The 16,715-nt window shown below is 69.3% G+C and carries 17 protein-coding genes; 9 read left to right on the top strand and 8 right to left on the bottom strand.

Annotated features, from left to right (window positions below; translation table 11 throughout):
- Positions 1-17: 17 nt before the first annotated feature.
- Both AB0C35_RS10780 and AB0C35_RS10775 read left to right on the top strand, forming a co-directional pair.
- A complete protein-coding gene (locus AB0C35_RS10780) occupies positions 18-896 on the top strand; it encodes an SDR family oxidoreductase (RefSeq protein WP_358452961.1) in 879 nt (292 codons plus the stop codon).
- A complete protein-coding gene (locus AB0C35_RS10775) occupies positions 893-1,345 on the top strand; it encodes a hypothetical protein (RefSeq protein ID WP_358452959.1) in 453 nt (150 codons plus the stop codon). Before AB0C35_RS10780 ends, AB0C35_RS10775 begins: the two co-directional genes overlap by 4 nt.
- Here the strand turns inward: AB0C35_RS10775 and AB0C35_RS10770 are convergent.
- Positions 1,342-3,000, bottom strand: coding sequence for a catalase (locus tag AB0C35_RS10770; RefSeq protein ID WP_358452956.1), 1,659 nt, complete (start codon positions 2,998-3,000; stop codon positions 1,342-1,344). The genes AB0C35_RS10775 and AB0C35_RS10770 overlap by 4 nt on opposite strands.
- A gap of 210 nt (positions 3,001-3,210) precedes the next feature.
- Positions 3,211-4,671 carry a methionine--tRNA ligase gene (locus tag AB0C35_RS10765; protein ID WP_358452953.1) on the bottom strand — a complete coding sequence of 487 codons (1,461 nt, stop codon included), beginning with the start codon at positions 4,669-4,671 and terminating at the stop codon, positions 3,211-3,213.
- Between the two features lie 241 nt (positions 4,672-4,912).
- On the opposite strand from AB0C35_RS10765, the gene AB0C35_RS10760 reads away from it, so the two are divergent.
- Positions 4,913-5,200: a hypothetical protein gene (locus tag AB0C35_RS10760; RefSeq protein WP_358452950.1), complete on the top strand. Its 288-nt coding sequence runs from the start codon at positions 4,913-4,915 to the stop codon at positions 5,198-5,200.
- A gap of 63 nt (positions 5,201-5,263) precedes the next feature.
- Here AB0C35_RS10760 and AB0C35_RS10755 read toward each other — a convergent pair whose 3' ends face one another.
- Entirely contained in the window at positions 5,264-7,219 is a 1,956-nt protein-coding gene (locus tag AB0C35_RS10755; protein ID WP_358452948.1) for an AfsR/SARP family transcriptional regulator, read from the bottom strand.
- Between the two features lie 58 nt (positions 7,220-7,277).
- On the opposite strand from AB0C35_RS10755, the gene AB0C35_RS10750 reads away from it, so the two are divergent.
- Entirely contained in the window at positions 7,278-8,141 is an 864-nt protein-coding gene (locus tag AB0C35_RS10750) for an alpha/beta hydrolase (RefSeq protein ID WP_358452945.1), read from the top strand.
- A gap of 10 nt (positions 8,142-8,151) precedes the next feature.
- Here AB0C35_RS10750 and AB0C35_RS10745 read toward each other — a convergent pair whose 3' ends face one another.
- The 3 genes from AB0C35_RS10745 to AB0C35_RS10735 all read right to left on the bottom strand — a co-directional run bounded on the left by AB0C35_RS10745 (position 8,152) and on the right by AB0C35_RS10735 (position 10,410).
- Positions 8,152-8,769 carry a hypothetical protein gene (locus tag AB0C35_RS10745; protein ID WP_358452943.1) on the bottom strand — a complete coding sequence of 206 codons (618 nt, stop codon included), beginning with the start codon at positions 8,767-8,769 and terminating at the stop codon, positions 8,152-8,154.
- A gap of 93 nt (positions 8,770-8,862) precedes the next feature.
- Positions 8,863-9,705 carry a hypothetical protein gene (locus AB0C35_RS10740; protein WP_358452942.1) on the bottom strand — a complete coding sequence of 281 codons (843 nt, stop codon included), beginning with the start codon at positions 9,703-9,705 and terminating at the stop codon, positions 8,863-8,865.
- A 69-nt stretch (positions 9,706-9,774) separates the two neighbouring features.
- On the bottom strand, positions 9,775-10,410 hold the full coding sequence (locus tag AB0C35_RS10735) for an N-acetylmuramoyl-L-alanine amidase (RefSeq protein ID WP_358452940.1): 636 nt from the start codon (positions 10,408-10,410) through the stop codon (positions 9,775-9,777).
- A gap of 341 nt (positions 10,411-10,751) precedes the next feature.
- On the opposite strand from AB0C35_RS10735, the gene AB0C35_RS10730 reads away from it, so the two are divergent.
- Together AB0C35_RS10730 and AB0C35_RS10725 are read left to right on the top strand one after the other, a co-directional pair.
- Positions 10,752-11,237, top strand: a complete 486-nt coding sequence (locus AB0C35_RS10730) for a nitroreductase family deazaflavin-dependent oxidoreductase (protein ID WP_358452937.1) — start codon at positions 10,752-10,754, stop codon at positions 11,235-11,237.
- 320 nt (positions 11,238-11,557) lie between these two features.
- A complete protein-coding gene (locus AB0C35_RS10725; RefSeq protein WP_358452934.1) occupies positions 11,558-12,391 on the top strand; it encodes an endonuclease/exonuclease/phosphatase family protein in 834 nt (277 codons plus the stop codon).
- 276 nt (positions 12,392-12,667) lie between these two features.
- Here AB0C35_RS10725 and AB0C35_RS10720 read toward each other — a convergent pair whose 3' ends face one another.
- Positions 12,668-13,741: a helix-turn-helix domain-containing protein gene (locus AB0C35_RS10720; RefSeq protein WP_358452932.1), complete on the bottom strand. Its 1,074-nt coding sequence runs from the start codon at positions 13,739-13,741 to the stop codon at positions 12,668-12,670.
- A 124-nt stretch (positions 13,742-13,865) separates the two neighbouring features.
- Between AB0C35_RS10720 and AB0C35_RS10715 the strand changes: the two genes are divergently transcribed.
- Together AB0C35_RS10715 and AB0C35_RS10710 are read left to right on the top strand one after the other, a co-directional pair.
- The gene (locus AB0C35_RS10715) at positions 13,866-14,300 is read left to right on the top strand and encodes a hypothetical protein (RefSeq protein WP_358452929.1); all 435 of its coding nucleotides are present in this window, start codon (positions 13,866-13,868) and stop codon (positions 14,298-14,300) included.
- The gene (locus tag AB0C35_RS10710; protein ID WP_358452927.1) at positions 14,297-14,977 is read left to right on the top strand and encodes a DJ-1/PfpI family protein; all 681 of its coding nucleotides are present in this window, start codon (positions 14,297-14,299) and stop codon (positions 14,975-14,977) included. The genes AB0C35_RS10715 and AB0C35_RS10710 overlap by 4 nt, the downstream gene beginning before the upstream one ends.
- Before the next feature lie 524 nt (positions 14,978-15,501).
- On the opposite strand, the gene AB0C35_RS10705 is transcribed toward AB0C35_RS10710, so the two are convergent.
- Positions 15,502-16,050, bottom strand: coding sequence for an SMI1/KNR4 family protein (locus AB0C35_RS10705; protein WP_358452925.1), 549 nt, complete (start codon positions 16,048-16,050; stop codon positions 15,502-15,504).
- A gap of 59 nt (positions 16,051-16,109) precedes the next feature.
- Between AB0C35_RS10705 and AB0C35_RS10700 the strand changes: the two genes are divergently transcribed.
- Positions 16,110-16,652, top strand: a complete 543-nt coding sequence (locus AB0C35_RS10700) for a hypothetical protein (protein ID WP_358452922.1) — start codon at positions 16,110-16,112, stop codon at positions 16,650-16,652.
- Positions 16,653-16,715 lie beyond the last annotated feature (63 nt).

Genomic DNA, 16,715 nt, shown 5'->3' with positions numbered 1-16,715 from the left:
AGCGAGGGAGTCTCACGGTGGTCGGGACGAACGACGGTCAGGTGGCGGTGGTGACGGGCGCCGCCCGCGGGCTGGGTGCGCTGCTGGCGCGCAGGCTGGCCGCACGCGGCATGCGGGTCGCGCTGCTCGGGCTGGAACCGGCGGAACTCGCCGAGACCGCCGCCGCCTGCGGCCCGGACGCCCGGCACTGGGAGGCCGACGTCACCGACGACGCGGCCCTCGCCCGTGTCGCGTCCGAGATCAAGGCGCACTTCGGACGTGTCGACACCGTCATCGCCAACGCGGGCGTCGCCACCGGCGGTCCCGTCGAGCATTCCGACCCGCGCACGTTCCGCCGCGTCATCGAGGTCAACCTGCTGGGCAGCGTCGCCACCGCCCGTGCCTTCCTGCCCGCCCTGCGCGAGAGCAAGGGCTACTACTTCCAGGTCGCCTCGCTCGCCGCGCTGTGCCCCGCGCCGATGATGGCGGCGTACTGCGCCGGCAAGTCCGGTGTGGAGGCGTTCGCCCACAGCCTGCGCGCCGAGGTCGCCCACCACGGCGTCCGCGTGGGCGTCGGATATCTGAGCTGGACGGACACCGACATGGTCCGGGGCGCCGACGAGGACGCCGCGCTCGCCGCCCTCCGCGCCGGCCTGCCGTTTCCGACCAACCGGACGTACGCCCTCGAACCGACCGTCGACCGTCTGGTGTCCGGCATCGTGCGCCGCCGCTCCCACGTGTACGGGCAGCGCTGGCTCCCGTTCATGCAGGCCGTGCGCGCCTTCGTGCCGGCGGCCGTGACACGTCACGCCCGCCGGCACCTGCCGGGCATCGAGCGCCGCTGGCTGGACGGCGGCGCCTCCACCCACCTCGTCGGCGCGGGCGGCGCCGCCAACCCGAACGAGGACGTCCCATGAAGCCCGAACTCGAGCAGTTCCTCACCGACCGGCTCGACGAGATCACCGCCGAGGTGGTCGACGAGATCACCGCCCGCGTCCCCGCCTACGCGCGGCTGCGGACCGGCGCCGTCCTGACGCTCGTCCGCGACGCCCTGTCCGGCTACCTCGGCGCCCGCGACAGGACCGCCGTACTCGACGCGTTCCGCGACCTCGGGGCCAGCGAGGCCCGCGCCGGCCACGAGATCCACCATTTCGAATCGGCGCTCCGCACCGGCGCACGCGTCGTCGTCCGCCGGACGGCCAACGCCGCCGCCCGCGTCTACCCGCCCGCCGCCGAGTTCATCGCGGTCATGGAGACCGCCTTCACCGCCGAGGAAGAAATCGTCGACGCGGCGGTCGACGGCCACTGCCGGGCCATGCGCCCCGAAATGGACCGCCGCCTCCACGCTCTTCTCAGCGAGGGCTAATTCTTGTGGATGGCCCTTTCGTTGTGGACGCAATGCGTCATCTTCAGGCCGTCCACGTTCCGCGGGCCGTTCTTGCCGAGATTCGCGAGCCGCTGCCTGTCCTCGTCGGTGAGGTCCTGGCCGGGTAGCGGGTCCATCCGCTTGACGTCGTCCGGACCGATTCCGAGCCCTTCGCCGACGCGAAGCCCCAGGTCGTCCTCGATCAGCAGGAAGTGCCACACCATCCGCTCCTGCACCGGACGTGCGCACTGGGAGATCAGGCCGACGAAATTGCTCACCAGTTCGTCGCGTTCCCAGTCCTCCATCAGCCGGTAGCGCTGACCCGCCTGCTTGTAGTCGTTCGTCCGCTCGATGCGCTTGCGGGTCAGCCGCCCCCGGATTTCGGGGCCCTCCTCATCGAGCGTCGGATACTGGCCTTCCCGCAGGCCGCCGGTGATGGACGGCTCGTAGTTCACGTGCGGGTTCTCGCCACCGGAATCGACGTAGTACGTCATCTGCCCGTCGCGCTGGTTCGTCTGCACCTGCGCGCTCTTCGCCCGGTTCACCGGAAGCTGCAGGTAATTCGGCCCCACCCGGTGGCGCTGGGTGTCGCTGTAGGAGAACGTCCGCCCGACGAGCATCTTGTCGTCGGAGAAGTCGAGGCCGTCGACCAGGACGCCCGTGCCGAACGAGATCTGCTCGTTCTCCGCGAAGTTGTTCTCGACGTTCTTGTCCAGGACGATCCGTCCCACCGGCTGCGCGGGGAACTGGTCCTCGGGCCAGACCTTGGTGTCGTCGAGAGGATCGAAGTCCAGTTCCGGATGGTCGTGGTCGTCCATCATCTGGACGAGAAGCTCCCACTCGGGGAACTCGCCGCGGTCGATGGCGTCGCGCAGATCCTTCGTGGCATGCCCGAGGTCACCGGCCTGCACCGCCGCCGCGTCCTCCGCCGTCATGCTCCGCACACCCTGCTTCGGCATCCAGTGGTATTTGACGAGCTTCGTGTCGCCCGCCTGGTTCACCCACTTGTAGGTGTTCACGCCGAACCCCTGCATATGCCGGTAGTCGGACGGGATTCCGCGCGGGCTGAAGAGATTGACGATCATGTGCATCGACTCGGGCGTCTGCGACATGAAGTCGAAGATCCTGGCCGGTTCCTGGCGGAACGTCACCGGGTCGGGCTTGAGCGCGTGGATGACGTCGGGGAACTTGATGGCGTCGCGGATGAAGAAGACCGCCAGGTTGTTCCCGACGAGGTCCCAGTTGCCGTCCTCGGTGTAGAACTTGATGGCGAAACCCCGCGGGTCGCGTGCCGTCTCGGCCGAGTCGCGTCCGCCGATGACCGTGGAGAACCGCAACGCGATCGGCGTCCGCTTCCCCCGCTCCTGGAACAGCTTCGCGCGCGTGTACGTCGCGATCGGCTCGTCGCCCCACTTCCCGTACGCCTCGAAGAATCCGTACGACGTCACACCCCGCGCATGGACGACCCGTTCCGGAATGCGCTCCCGGTCGAAATGGCTGATCTTCTCCAGGAACTGGTAATTCTCCAGCGTCGCCGGGCCCCGGGAGCCCACGGTCCGCTGGTTCTGGTTGTCGTACACCGGGTGGCCCTGCCGGTTGGTGAGCACCGGACGATCGTCCCCCGGCTGCGGCCCCCTGCTCGAAACGTCCGTCACGACACCCTCTCCTCTCGCTGGTTCAAGGCGGCCCTACCCGAGAGCCGAGCAAACCAACGCCCACCCAGGTAAACCGTCCTCCAGCCCCCACCCGCCACCATCCAATCGACGAGCTCCGCTCGGCGCCCGTCCTCCAGCCCCCACCCGCCACCATCCAATCGACGACCTCCGCTCGGCGCCCGTCCTCCACCTACCTCCTCTATCCGCGTGTCAGGCGAGGCGCTGGAACAGCGGAGACGGCTGCGGGAGCCGCTCACCCGCGCACTGCCGGGCGACGCGGCCCGCGGCATCGGGCAAGAAGGGCTCCAGGACCTGCGAGATCACCCGGCATGCCTCCACCAGCCCGGCCAGGACGGCGTCCAGGCGCGGGTCATCGGCTTTGGCCAGTTCCCAGGGCCGGACGCGATTGACGTAGCGATTGGCCTCGTCGACGATTCGCCAGACCGCGGAGGTGGCGCGGCGGAAATCGAAATCGTCCAAAGCGGCGCCGACGAGCCCCGGCGCCTCGCGGCAAACCTCGTCCAGTTCCCCCGGGGACTCGCATTCGGGGACGACGCCGTCCCGATACCGGTGAACCATCGAGACGACCCGATTCACGAGGTTCCCGAGCCCGTTGGCCAGCTCGTCATTCGCGCGGGCGACGAGCCGCTCGACGGTGAAGTCGGCGTCCCCCGCCTTCGGCACTTCGCGGAGCAGCCACCACCGCACGGCGTCCACGCCGTACTCCTGGACGAGCGCGACGGGATCGACGGTGACTCCGCCGGACTTGCTGATTTTCCGTCCGTTCGCCGTGAGATACCCGTGCACCAGGATCTCGTCCGGCAGCGGCAGCCCGGCGGAAAGCAGCATCGCCGGCCAGTAGACCGCGTGGAACCGCAGCACGCCCTTCCCGACGAGGTGGACGCGCCGGCCGTTTCCCGCCCACCATCGCCGGTAGTCGTCACCGTCGTGGCCGTAATCGAGCGCGGTGATGTAGTTGCCGAGCGCGTCCCACCACACGTAGATGACCTGCCCGGGATCGTCCGGCACCGGAATGCCCCAGCCCCGCGCACGCTCGATCGACCGGGAGACGGAGAAGTCCTCCAGCCCTCCCGCGATGAACGAAAGGACCTCGTTGCGCCGCTCGGCCGGCTCGATGCGCAGTGCACCATTGCTGATGAGCGCGTGGAGCTTTTCGGCGTAGCGCGACAGGCGGAAGAACCAGTTCTCCTCGGAGACCTGCTGCGGGACGGTGCCGTGCTCCGGGCATCGCCCGTCGATCAGCTCGGAGCCGCCGTAGAACTGCTCGCAGCCGACGCAGTACAGCCCCTCATAATGCCGCCGGTACAGATCCCCCGACTCGGCACAGGCGCGCCACAGCCGCTCGACCCCGGCGCGGTGCCGCGGATCCCGGCTGGTGCGGATGACGTCGTCGACCGACAACGAAAGCGGTCCGGCGAGCCCCACGAACTCCGCGGCCCGCGCGTCCACGAACTCTTGTACGCCGACGCCCGCGGCCTCTGCCGCGAGGACGTTCTTCAGCGAGTTGTCGTCCGTGCCGGCTTGGAACCTGACGGCTTCTTCCCGGCGCCGATGTCGTGAAAGGACGTCCGCCTGCACGAGTTCGAGCGCGAACCCGAGGTGCGGCCGCGCGTTGACGTACGGAATCGTCGTGGTGATGTAAGCACCCATGGGAACCTCCAGAGAACCGGAGCCCCAAACGAGAAGAGGCCCCGCGAACAGGGCCTCGAAGAACGTCGTGCAGCGTCAGCGGCCCCGCGAGCGGGGCATCATCACCTGGCGGCCGGACGTGCTCATGCCGCCCAGTGTAGCAACGGACGTCCACGGGATCGTGCGATCGAGCCAGCTTTCACTGGCAAGTTGTTGGTGACATGACAAGAAATCCGCCGCCGCCGTCGTCACAATCAAGGGCATGAAGAAGCTGAGCAAGGCAGCGGCGGTCCTGGCGTTGTCCGGAACGTTGACCCTGGCGGCGACGGTCCCGGCCCAGGCGGCCCCCGAGCCCGAACGTCAGGTCCCGGAGAGCGTCGTCAACCAGCTCCCCGCCCCTCTCCAGACGGCGGTGGAGGAGAACATGGGCGACATCGGCTGGGACGACAAGGGCCCCTACCTCGTCTGGGGCAGCCTGAAGTGCCACATCCACCTCCTCCTCCCCTGGGAATGGACGTGGGCATGGGGAACAGGCCCCTGCTGGTTCTAGTCACCGCCGCCGCACACACCTGGTAGTCCGGGCCGCGCAGGTCGGGACACCGGCGATCCCTGCTCAGCGAAGCGTGGCGTTGAGGTCGTCCAGATATCGGGAGACCGGGCCGAAGGTGAGGAGCCCACTGCCGGCACCGGCCAGCTCTCCCGCAGCCGGGGCCAATGCGTCGCGCGCGCGTTCCATCGCCTCCCGGTCGTCCACCGCGATGGCGGCCCGGGCGGCGAGACACCACATGGCCTCGAACAGCAAGTCACGCGCCGGATCGGGCACTTTCCGCAGCGCCGCGGCGGCCTCGCCCCGCCGCCCTTCCGCAAGCAGGACCAGCGAACGGGCCCAGGGGAGGTATGGCCCCCAATCGGTGTGCTCGTCCGTCTGCGCAGGCCGCCCGTCCCGGATGCGCAGGGACAGTTCCGCCAGCGCGGGCAACCCGGTCTCGAACCCGGGCATACCGGAACCTTCCATCCGCGCAATGGCGTCCCGGTAGGCGGCCTCCACCTCCTCGGCCGGCACATGATCGGACGCGGCAAGCCGCAGCGCCCGAAACCAGCCGGTGAACACACCCACCAACGGACGCTCATAGCGCTCGGCCAGACGCTCTGCCGCCGCCGCGTGCTCACCGGCTCCTGCGAAATCGGCGATCGCGCTGCGGGCCTGGAGCCGGACGAGGTGTCCCAGCACCTCGTAGCTGGCCAAGCCGTGCCGCGCGGACAGTTCGACGAGCTCGGCGCCGATCGCGTCCCGCTCCGGAGCCAACCCCGCCCGCTGGAACGTTTGCATGAACACGCCGTTGAGCGTGAACGCCAGCAGCGCCGGATCGTCCAGGCCACGGGCGATCCGCTCCGCCTCCCCGGCCGCTTCACGAGCGCGGCCGGTGCGGGCGCCGCGCGACTCCAAGGCGACCGTGGCCAGCAGCCGCGCCCGCACCGCGTCATGCCCGCCGGCCGTCAGCGCGGCGAGGGTGCGCTCGGCCGCCGCCACGACCTGCGCCGCCTGCGCCGGGTCGTCCGACCGGGTCCAGATCGCGGGGACGTCGTACGCGCCGATCACCCGCGCGGTCAGCTCGGCATCGCCCAGCTCCTCGGCCGCCGCGATGGCCGCCATGCGCTGCTCGCGCGCCGCCTCCAGCCCACCGCCGCCGGTCACCGCGAGATTGCGCAGAATGCCGACCGTCGATTCCAGCCGAGCCCGCGCACTGGACGCCACGGTGCGGTCATACGCCTCCGTCGCTTGCACCCACACACGGGACGCCGCGTCCTGGCCGGGCTCCAGGCGGTCGGCCTGGTGAAGGATGTCGTCCTCCAGCCGCCGCAACGCCGGGCCTGGGTCGATCCCCAGTTGCTCTACAAGAAGCGTCCGTGCCTGGCGGAGCACCGCCAGCGCGTCCCCTTGGCGGCCGGAGCGGTACAGCGCGAGGGCTAGCAGACGCCACGCCTCCTCACGCCAGGGATGCTCGGCGGCGTGCGCGTCCAGGTCCGGCACGGCATCGGCGGCGAGCTCCAGTGCCAGCTTCGCCTCGGCCCGGAGCTCGACGGCGCGCAGCCGCAACTCCATCAGACGTGAACGCTCCGCCCGCGCCCAATCCTCGTCGGCGAAATCGGCATAGGCGGGACCGCGCCACCATCCCAGCGCCTCGTCCAGGCGCGGGACCAGCTCCTCGGGCGGACGAGCCGCTGCGCCCACCACCTGCTCGAACCGCCAAGCGTCCACCCCGTCGGCGTCGGCCCGCAGCGCATACCCGGGCCCCTCGGTGACCAGCAGCCGGGACGGCGCCCGCGGCGGACGCTCAGGCTCCAGAGCACGACGCAACGCCGCCACGAACGTGCGGACCGCACCCACCGCGTCCGATGGCGGAGCCGGCCAAAGGTCGTCGACCAGCCGGGTCACCGGGACGACACGGCCACGGGCGACGATCAGCCGCGCCAGCACGGCACGATGCCTGGGCCCTTTCAAAGCGACCACGTCACCAGAGCCGTCCCACGCCGTCACCGGCCCCAAGACCCCGAAAACGACCCCCACGCAGGCAACGCTATAGCGCGCTCATCAGATGCTCATCCGTACCCGGCAGCCTGAAGTCATGCCAACCATCACCGGATTCGACTATCACCGCATCCCCGTCGCCGACGGCGTCTCCCTCAACGCGGCCGTCGCGGGCACTGGAACCCCGGTCGTCCTCCTGCACGGCTTCCCGCAGACCCACCTGATGTGGCGCCACGTCGCCGCCGACCTGGCGTCCGACCACAACGTCATCTGCCCCGACCTACGCGGATACGGCGACAGCGACAAGCCCGCCGACGACTACTCCAAACGCACCATGGCCGCCGACATCGTCGCCCTGGCCGCGGCCCTCGGCCACGACCGGTTCGCCCTCGCAGGCCATGACCGCGGCGCCCTGGTCGCCTTCCGCGCCGGCCTCGACCACCCCGACACGATCACCCACCTCGCCTGCCTCGACGTCCTGCCGACCCTGGACATGTGGGACGCGATGCACGGCGTCACCGCCGCCGTCGGCTTCCACCTCTACCTCATGGCCCAGCCGCCCGGCCTGCCCGAAGAGCTGATCGCCGGAGCCCCGGACGCCTTCTTCGGCCACTTCCTGGACCTCTGGGGGAGCGACCCGTCCGCCATCCCCGCCGACGTCCGGACCGCCTACCTGGACGCCTGCCGCAACGCGATCCCATCGATCGTCGCCGACTACCGCGCGTCCGCCGGCATCGACGTCGAACACGACCGGGCCGACCGCGACGCCGGCAACCGCCTCCGCATGCCGGTCACCGTCCTCCAGCAGGACTGGGGCGCCGCCCTCGGCTACGACGCCGTCGCCCTATGGCGCGCATGGGCCGCCGACCTGGACCACGCCACCGTCCCCTACGGCCACTTCATGGCCGAAGAGGCACCCGCCGACGTGGCCAAGGCCCTCAGAACCCTGCTGACCCGCTGAACGACGACGATCAGGGGACGCGGGTTTCAGGGCGGATCATCACCGGCTCGGACCCCGTCCCCCTGATCACCACGACCGCGCCCAACTCGCGCGCGGCATCATCCGGCGGCTCGACCCGGCCCAGAACACCCACCTGGGCTCCGGCCTCGATGACCCCTTCGTACACGCGGACGCGGCACGTCGCCGGAGAGCCGTTGCGGTAACCGTCGGAACGCAGCAGATCGTCGGCCCAGGGAACCTGGTCGAGTGTCGTCACCGGGGCCGTGTAGTCCCGCGCCACCGCCACACGTCCGCCCGCCGCCCTGACCAACGCGACACCGCTGCCGTCGTCCAGCAGGAAGTCGACCGCCTGCCCGAACCGGTGCGTCCCGCCGGACTCGCCGTCACTCGGAACGATCGCCAGCTCGCGCGCCACGTAGGAACGTCCGCTGACCTCGCTCACCGGGACGGCGCCGACCGCCACGGCCCGCCCCGACAACCGGCAGACACCGGCAGACGCGGCGTCCGCCACCCGCGAAGGAGGTGTCCTCTTGAACGCCCGCCTCACCGAGCCGCCGACCTGCCGGTACATCAGAACGAGCCCGCCGAGCGACACGGCGACCAGCAGCAGAACGAGGAACACGTCCATGAGCTCTCCCAGAGCCGCGGCACGCAGGGCCGCCCCACCGCATCCTGCCGGAGAACCCCGACGTCCACCAGAGCCGCATCGCCTTCGCCGGCCTCAGCCCGTGAGCCACGCCATGGCGACAGGTCCTCCGATGCCCGCCCCGATGGTGAGGACCGCAGCGACCTGCCCGAAGACGGGCCAACTCCGGACGGCGGGGATGAGCCGCAGCGCTCCGAGCGTCCCCATCAGAAGCGCCCAAACCGGTATCGCGACATTGGCGGCGAGGAAGAGCAGGAAGAACACCCCCTCGCGGTCGCTCATGCACCAGTCAATACAGCCGGGCGCCCGGTCGGGGGAGAGGAACAACCTGGCCCATACGGCCGCGGCACCGAGGGGACCGAAGATGACGCCGGTGAGAATCAGGTACGGCCCCGGTCGCCATCGCCTGCGACTCACCGGGCCCCCGGAGCCGGCGTCCACACCCCGCGACGCCGTTCGCCGCCGCCACTGCTCGGCGACGACCGCTGCGACGGCGACGACCCAGCCGAACAGCACCCCGCGCACCACACCCACCGATGCGCCGTTGACACCTGCCACCAAGTGCCCTCCGGCCGTGTAGCCCCCGGTAGTGACGGCGACCACGAGGGCGACGAGGCCACAGACGGCGGTCCAGGTGACGAACACACCTCCCCAGACGCGACCGAAGAGTCCCCCGAAACCTTCGACACGGGTGGCGGCGTGATGCACCGCCAGGCCCGTTCCCGCGAACAGGACACCGATCCCGGCGGCTTCGAGCAGCGGTGTGGACGGTGCTCGCCCGAATCCGGCGAACGTCGGGAGCACGCCAGTCCACTTGAACCCGGCGCCGGTGCCGACCAGCACAACGGCCAGAGCGAACAGCGCCGCCAGGTTGGACCAGTGGATCTCCCGGACAACGCCCCGGTTGGAGTCGGTCATATTCGAACACGCTAAGCGTGCCCCGGGGCACTCCGTATGAGTAGAAGTACTCAATGATGCCTGGGTGGCCTATCCGCTGAAATAGTTCTCCACGCCCTTGGCCAGGGACTCCGCCATCCGCTGCCGGAACGAGGCACTGGACATCTTGGCCGCGTCACCCGGGTTCTGCATGTTGCCGCACTCGATGAACACCTTCGGCACGGTCGCCAGGTTCAGCCCACCGAGGTCGCCGCGCTGATCCAGGCCGTCCTTCCCCAGATACGTGGAGTACGGGATGCCCGTCCCGGCCCGATAAGCGTCACGGATCGCCCTGCCCAGCCGCAAGGAATCGTCGACGATCGCCTTGTTCTCACCCACAGGCAGCGGCGTGATGACATGGAAACCGTGCCCGGACGCGTCGGCGCCGTCACCGTGGATCGACAAGGCCGCATCGGCGCCCACCCGCTTGCCGGTGGCCGCCCGCTCCGTGATGCACGGCCCCACGCCGGAGTCGTTCTCCCGCGTCAGCGCGACCTCCGCCCCGTCCTCCCGCAGCAGCTTCGCCAGCCGGTTGGACAGATCCCACGCGAACTCATGCTCGCTGTACCCATCCGGAGTACTGGTTCCGGCCGTATCGCACGCCTTCCGCCCATTCCCGACGGACACCTGCTTGTTGATCTCAGCCGGATGGGAGGCGTTGCCCCCGTTGTGCCCGGGATCGAGCACGATCACCTTCCCGCGAACCGAAGACCCCTCCGCGGTGGTCGGCGCATCACCGCCCCCATCACCACCGCCGTCACCACCCGACCCGCATGCCGCGAGCAGACCAAGACACAACACCGCCCCGGCGATAGCTCGAAAGTCCCCCACAGGCCAGCCTCCCCCGCCGACGGCCGCATCCCCGAACAGTCTGCACCCCAACAGGCCAGCTCAAACGAACGTCCTGCCGGCCGCTGAGCGTTCAACCACGAGGAACGCATCCCCCAGGCCAGACGCGGCGCGGCCATCCAGATGTGCGAACACCCTCGAATCGGCACAATGATCCATCCCCCAGGATGGAGTGGATCGTGCCCAGTGCCAGACCCAAGTTCTTCGATTCCGCGCTGTTCGCGCCCGCCATGAAGCTCGTCACACGCGGCCACGTCGCACTCTTCCGCGCGTCCGGCGGACGTGTCGGCCGCCGCTTCCGCTTCGGCAGCGCCTTCCCGTCCGGAGTCCCCGTCTGCCTGCTCACCACCCTCGGCCGCAAGTCCGGCAAACCCAGGACGATGGCCCTGCTGTACATGCCGGACGGCGAGCGCGTCATCCTCGTCGCCTCGCGGGGCGGAACGGGGCAGCATCCGCAGTGGTACCTGAACATCGAAGCCAACCCGAAAGTGGCCGTCCAGACAGGCCGCCGCCCGCAGCCGATGCTCGCCCGCACCGCCGAAGCCGACGAACGCACCGGCCTTTGGCGGCGACTGGTCGAGTTCTACCCCGAATACGGCGACTACCAGACCTGGACCGACCGCCCCATCCCCGTCGTGGTCTGCGACCCCATCCACAAGAACTAAACGAACTCAGCCCCCCGACCGCACTGAGTGAGGCCGGACCGGCACAAGGCGCTGGCGGAAAGCAGAACTGATTCACGCGGTGGCCCGTCCTAGAGAAGGCAAGACCAAGTGGATCGGAAGCCATGGTGAAGCAGGCACGGGCGGGCAGCAATGCCACGTCGACGGTAACGGCAGCGGTGTCCCGATGGGCGGCACGGCGGTCTCCCGACGAGGACACGGGCCGGTCGGCTTGGACGCGGGGTCGGGTCCTCGCCGCACTCGCCGCAGCAACGGCCGGGTTGCTGACGTTCCACCGGGCCGTGCCCAACTCCGTAGGCCACATGGGAAGTCTCCTAGAAACGTTCCTTCCGTGGCTCGGCCTAGCCGTAGTGGTCCTGCTCGGCTTGGCGCTGCTACGCCGTTCGGCCACCGCCCTGGTGGCATTGCTCCTACCTGCCACGGCTTGGACGTATCTCTTCGGCGGACTACTTCTCCCCGGAGTCGAGCCCGGCCCGCGAGACCTGCTCGTCGTACAGCACAACGTCAGCGACGAGAACACCGACCCAGCAGGCACGGCCCGCGCCCTGGCAGACGCAAAGCCGGACCTCATCGCGGTGGAGGAACTGACGCCCTCGGCGCTGCCGGCCTACGAGAAGACTCTCGCCTCGGACTTCCCGTACCGCACGGTCCAGGGCACCGTCGGGCTCTGGTCAAAGCACCCGCTGACCGATGCCCGGTTGCTGGACATCAAGCCCCAGGGAATCCCGGAGCCCTGGAGCCGCGGACTGCGGACCGTGGCCCATACACCGCAAGGTGAGATCGCCGTATACGTCGCGCACCTACCCTCCGTCCGCGTAGGGGCGAGCGGCCTAGCATCCTCCCTGCGCGACGAGAGCGCCACTCTGCTGGGCAAGGCCCTCACCGCCGAGAAGCTAGAGGCGGTGATCCTGCTGGGCGACCTCAACGGCACGGTGGACGACCGTGCCCTAGACCCGCTGACCTCGAAGCTGAACGTCGCGGACCGAGGCTTGGCCTTCAGCTTCCCCGCCGCCTTCCCGCTGGCCCGCATCGACCAGGTCATGGCCCGCTCAGCAACCGTCGCCCACATCCACACCCTGCCCGCCACCGGCAGCGACCACCTACCAGTAGCAGCCAAGATCACCCCGAACCCCTGACCGCCCGCCCGCCACGCAACCGCGTCGAAGGGGACCAGCACCCGCCTCGACACCACCGCGCCTACGTGTCCAGCGCCGCACGATGACCAGGTGAGCCACAAGAAATCTGCTTCTGGGGCCACTCCGGCGATTGAAATCGCAGAACAAGCGAGCCCGCGCACCATGGATGTCACCGTCCTCGAACAGGCACAGCGTGGCTTTCGCGACGCGACCGAGTGTGTTCGCGGTCCCAGGCCATTCGCTCGCCGCCACCCTCGACCCGCAGGGTCCACCCGTTCATCTGGATTCGCGAGCCACGCGGTCGCCCTCCCCTTCATGGGTGGCGCGGTCACTCGGGACTCGGAGTGGTCGACCGGCTTTCGGCCGGCGGCTGGTCGTGGGCCCTGGCCAGGACGTGCTCTGGGTGGCGCGGTAGTGGGACGGTGAGACGCCGTACAGGCTGCGGAATGCCTGGCGGAGTGCTTCCTCGCTGCGAAACCCGCAGCGGGTGGCGATCGTGTCCACGGTCAGCGTCGTGCCGGTCAGGAGGTGGGCCGCGGCCTCGCTGCGGGCGCGGCGCACGAAGCGTCCCGGCGTCGCGCCCACTTCGGCCAGGAACAGGCGCGCGAGATGGCGCTGGCTGACCCCCGCCCGGGCCGCCAGCGTCGCGGTCGACAGGTCCGTGGCCGGGTTCGTGGCGATGTGCGTGACGGCGTCCTGGACCAGGGAGTGGGACGGCGCGGGAGCGGTGAACATGCTCATCTGCGCCTGGGTGCCGGGCCGCTGCAGGTAGGTCACCAGTTGCCGCGACACGTTGCGGGCCAGGTCCGGGCTCACGTCGGACTCGATGAACGACAGGGTCAAATCCAGGGCGGCGGTCACGCCGGCGGAGGTGCTCACCGGGCCGTCAGACACGAAGATCGGCCCGCTGTCGAACTCGACGGCCGGGAACCGGCTCGCCAGAAAATCGGCGTGTTCCCAGTGAGTGGATGCGCGCCGTCCGTCCAGGAGTCCGGCCGCCGCGAGCACGCCGGCGCCGGTGCACACCGACGCCACCCGGCGCGATTCCCGGCCGAGCCTGCGCACGTGCGCGACCAGCGATTTGTCCTCCATCGCCTCGACGTATCCGATGCCTCCGGAGACGACCAGCGTGTCCAGTGGTCCGGTGGCGCGCTCCAGCGACTGCTGAGCCTGCACCGTCAGACCCGTTCCGGTGTGGATCGACCGGCCGCCCGGCGAGGCCAGCGAGACCTCGTAGATGGCGCGGCGGTGCAGGTAGTTGGCCGTCTGGAGCGCCGAGACGACGCAGGCGATGTCCAGAAGTTCGGCCGCCGGGTAGCCCACCACCAGGACGCGGCGTATTGCGTGCATATCGTCACGGTATTGCGCATCGGGCCGCTTGCCACCCATGTCCGATGGACAGCCATCCCAAGATTTCGGACCTCCACCGCCGTCAACACTGGCAGCCATGCTCCAGCAAGCGGAAGGTGATGCCATGGCCACCACCGCCCACACACCGGAATCCGGTCCACAGGTCTCCACGCACATCCGCGCCGCATGGCTACGACTCGCTCTGCACTACGTGGAGATGGTGCTAGCGATGTTCGCCGGGATGCTCGTTCTCGGCGCCCTCCGCGATCTCCTCGGACTGACGGTCGCGTTCGGCGAGCGGCCAGGCGCCCACTTCCTGCTCATGGCCACAGACATGGCGATCGGCATGGCCGCCTGGATGCGCCTGCGTCGCCACGGCTGGGCCTGCACACGCGAGATGTGCGCAGCGATGTACGTCCCTGCCGTGCTGATCCCACTCGTCTGGGCCGACGTCATCAGCGCGATGACGTTCATGACGGCCGCGCACATACTGATGATGCCGGCAATGCTGGCGGTGCTGCTCCGGCACCGGCACGAGTCGTCCGGGGAGCCGCTGTGACCACGCCCGACATCAAGGTCGTCATCCCGCTGTACGACCGGTTCACCGCCCTGGACGTCATCGGCCCGTACCAGATGCTGGCCCTTACGCCCGGCGTGCGGGTGGTGTTCGCGGCCGAGAGGCCGGGCCCGGTGCTGGACGACTGCCGTACCCTCCGGTTGACCGCCGTGGGCTTCGACGAGGCGCCGCCCCCGGACGTGGTGGTCGTCCCAGGCGGTCCTGGCACCGTCCACGTCCTGGACGGCGCGCTCCCGGCCTGGCTGCGCGAGGTCCATGCCACTACACGCTGGACGACCTCGGTCTGCTCGGGGTCACTCATCCTCGGCGCCGCGGGCCTGATCAAGGGCCTGCGCGCGACGACCCACTACCGACACCTCGACAAGCTCCCCTTGTTCGGCGCCGTCCCGACCCCACAGCGCGTGGTGATCGAGCAGGACGCCCGCATCGTGACCGCCGCGGGCGTCTCCAGCGGAATCGACATGGCGCTGCAGCTCGTCGAGTTCCTCACCGACACACGGACCGCCCAGGCCGTCCAACTCTGGACGGAGTACGACCCGCAGCCTCCGTTCGACTCCGGATCCCCACAGCGCGCTCCCGAGAACGTCGTGGAACTGGCCGCCGAATACGAAACGGCCGCACTGGAGGCCGCCACCCGATCGGACGAACCCCCACGTTAACCCGCGACCGATGAATCAGCGCGGTGCCACAACCCTCTTCTCGATAACCATGTCGCCGCATGGATGGACGACGAGGAGGCATGGCAACCGTGCCCGAAGCGGGATCCGATCACGAACGCTTCGCCGTCCACGTCTGGCGTTAGGTGCGGGCAACCGGGGACCAAGTCCCTCTGCACGCTCGAACTCCCGATACCGGTCGCCAAGACGCTCCGGGAGCATTCCAGACCAAACAGCGCCTCAAAGCAGGCAAGGCACAGAAGAAGCACGACCCGGCAGCAGACCGGCACGGAAGTGCGGCCAGTTTGAGCGTGAACGGGCCGCGCCTATGCGTCCATTTGCCGTCGAGGGCGCCGAAGCACCTTTACGGCTGAGGCCGACGCGGTGTACGCCCAGACACACCATCGCCTCTCTCTAGGGAGGGCCAGAGGCGACGTCCGGGCGATGCTCGTGTCTGCGGTTCACCATCTAAAGACTCTGGGGACATCCCCGCCCCATGCCGAACGACGAGACCCGGCGGGCGTTGATCAGCGTGCTGACCGGCGTCGTCGTTGATATTTGCGGCGAAGACGCGGGCCCCAGAGCGGCCATGCCCAGTCTGCGGGATTGCCGAGCTCGAAGGCGGTCAGGCCGGGGCCGATGCCCGTAAGTTCGGCGATGAGGAGTTCGGTAATCGTGCCGGCCCCCTTTGCCTCCCTATCACGCTCGGTCCGTACGGGCCAGCGGTCGGGGTCGGGATCGCGGGTGTCCCACCACAGGGTGTCGCGGCCTTCGGTGCTTCCGCAGTACAGCAGGCCGCCGGGCTCGGGATGCACCTGGTAGCGAGGTCCCCCGTCAAGACCCCACTCCGTCCTCGATTCGGCCAGGTCCCGCAGGATCTCGGCATGGGTCGCCTGCCGGGAGGCCAGGTCGCGCGGATGTTCGACGAAGATGCCGTTAAAAACAATCCAACGGCCGTAGCAGTAGGTCTCGTACAGGCGTTTGTAATCGGCCGGCAGCCGGGGGACGCCCAGCTGCCGCTCGATGCCCTCCCAGTCATACGTGCCGCGGTTCCCCGGCCCCACGATGGTCTGCAACTGTGCCAGCGGATCTCGCGTACCGCCTTGAGCCGGCGCAGGACGGCAGGCCCGACCCGATGTCCAGCGGGGATCAAAGTGCGCTCGCGCGGTACAGGCGGGAGGGAAAGGACGGGCAGGTCGAGAAGGCCGTCCAGCCATTCGTCAAGAAACTCGGTGGTGGTGAGGTTGAGTTGTTGCCGCCCGTGACCGTCGAGCGCGACCAGCCACCGGGCGGGATCGTCGTCCACCGGCAGCCACCAGCACGTCTCCCCGCTGGCGAACACACCCCACAGCCGTGCCTCCGGATGCGGCGGTGTGAACCTTTGCTGCTCGGCCTCGATGTCGAAGCCGTCATCACCGCAGCCAGGGACGAGAAGGCGGAGTACGCCTGCAAGCGTGCCCGGACCGGCCTGGGAGATCAGCGCGACATAGTCCTCGGGAAAGGCACCGGCTGGAAACGAAGGCTCCCAGCCAGAGGGCCGCTCATCCTGGACGATCTGAAGGGTTCCGGCCAGTCTTCGCCCGGCCTGCCGAAGTCCGGTGACCGTAGGAACGGGATCGCTCATTCGACACCTTCGGGGTACAGGTCAGGGCTGATGCGTTCTCGGATGGCGAGATGATCGGCGGGTGACCTGCGGCGCTCGCGAGCGTGGGCGTGGGGTGGGGCGAGAAGACCGTAACGA

This window comes from Spirillospora sp. NPDC048819, from assembly GCF_040650055.1.
Classification (GTDB): domain Bacteria; phylum Actinomycetota; class Actinomycetes; order Streptosporangiales; family Streptosporangiaceae; genus Spirillospora.
The sequence above is the reverse complement of the archived record's forward strand: the minus strand, read 5'-3'. Positions and strand labels throughout refer to the sequence as shown.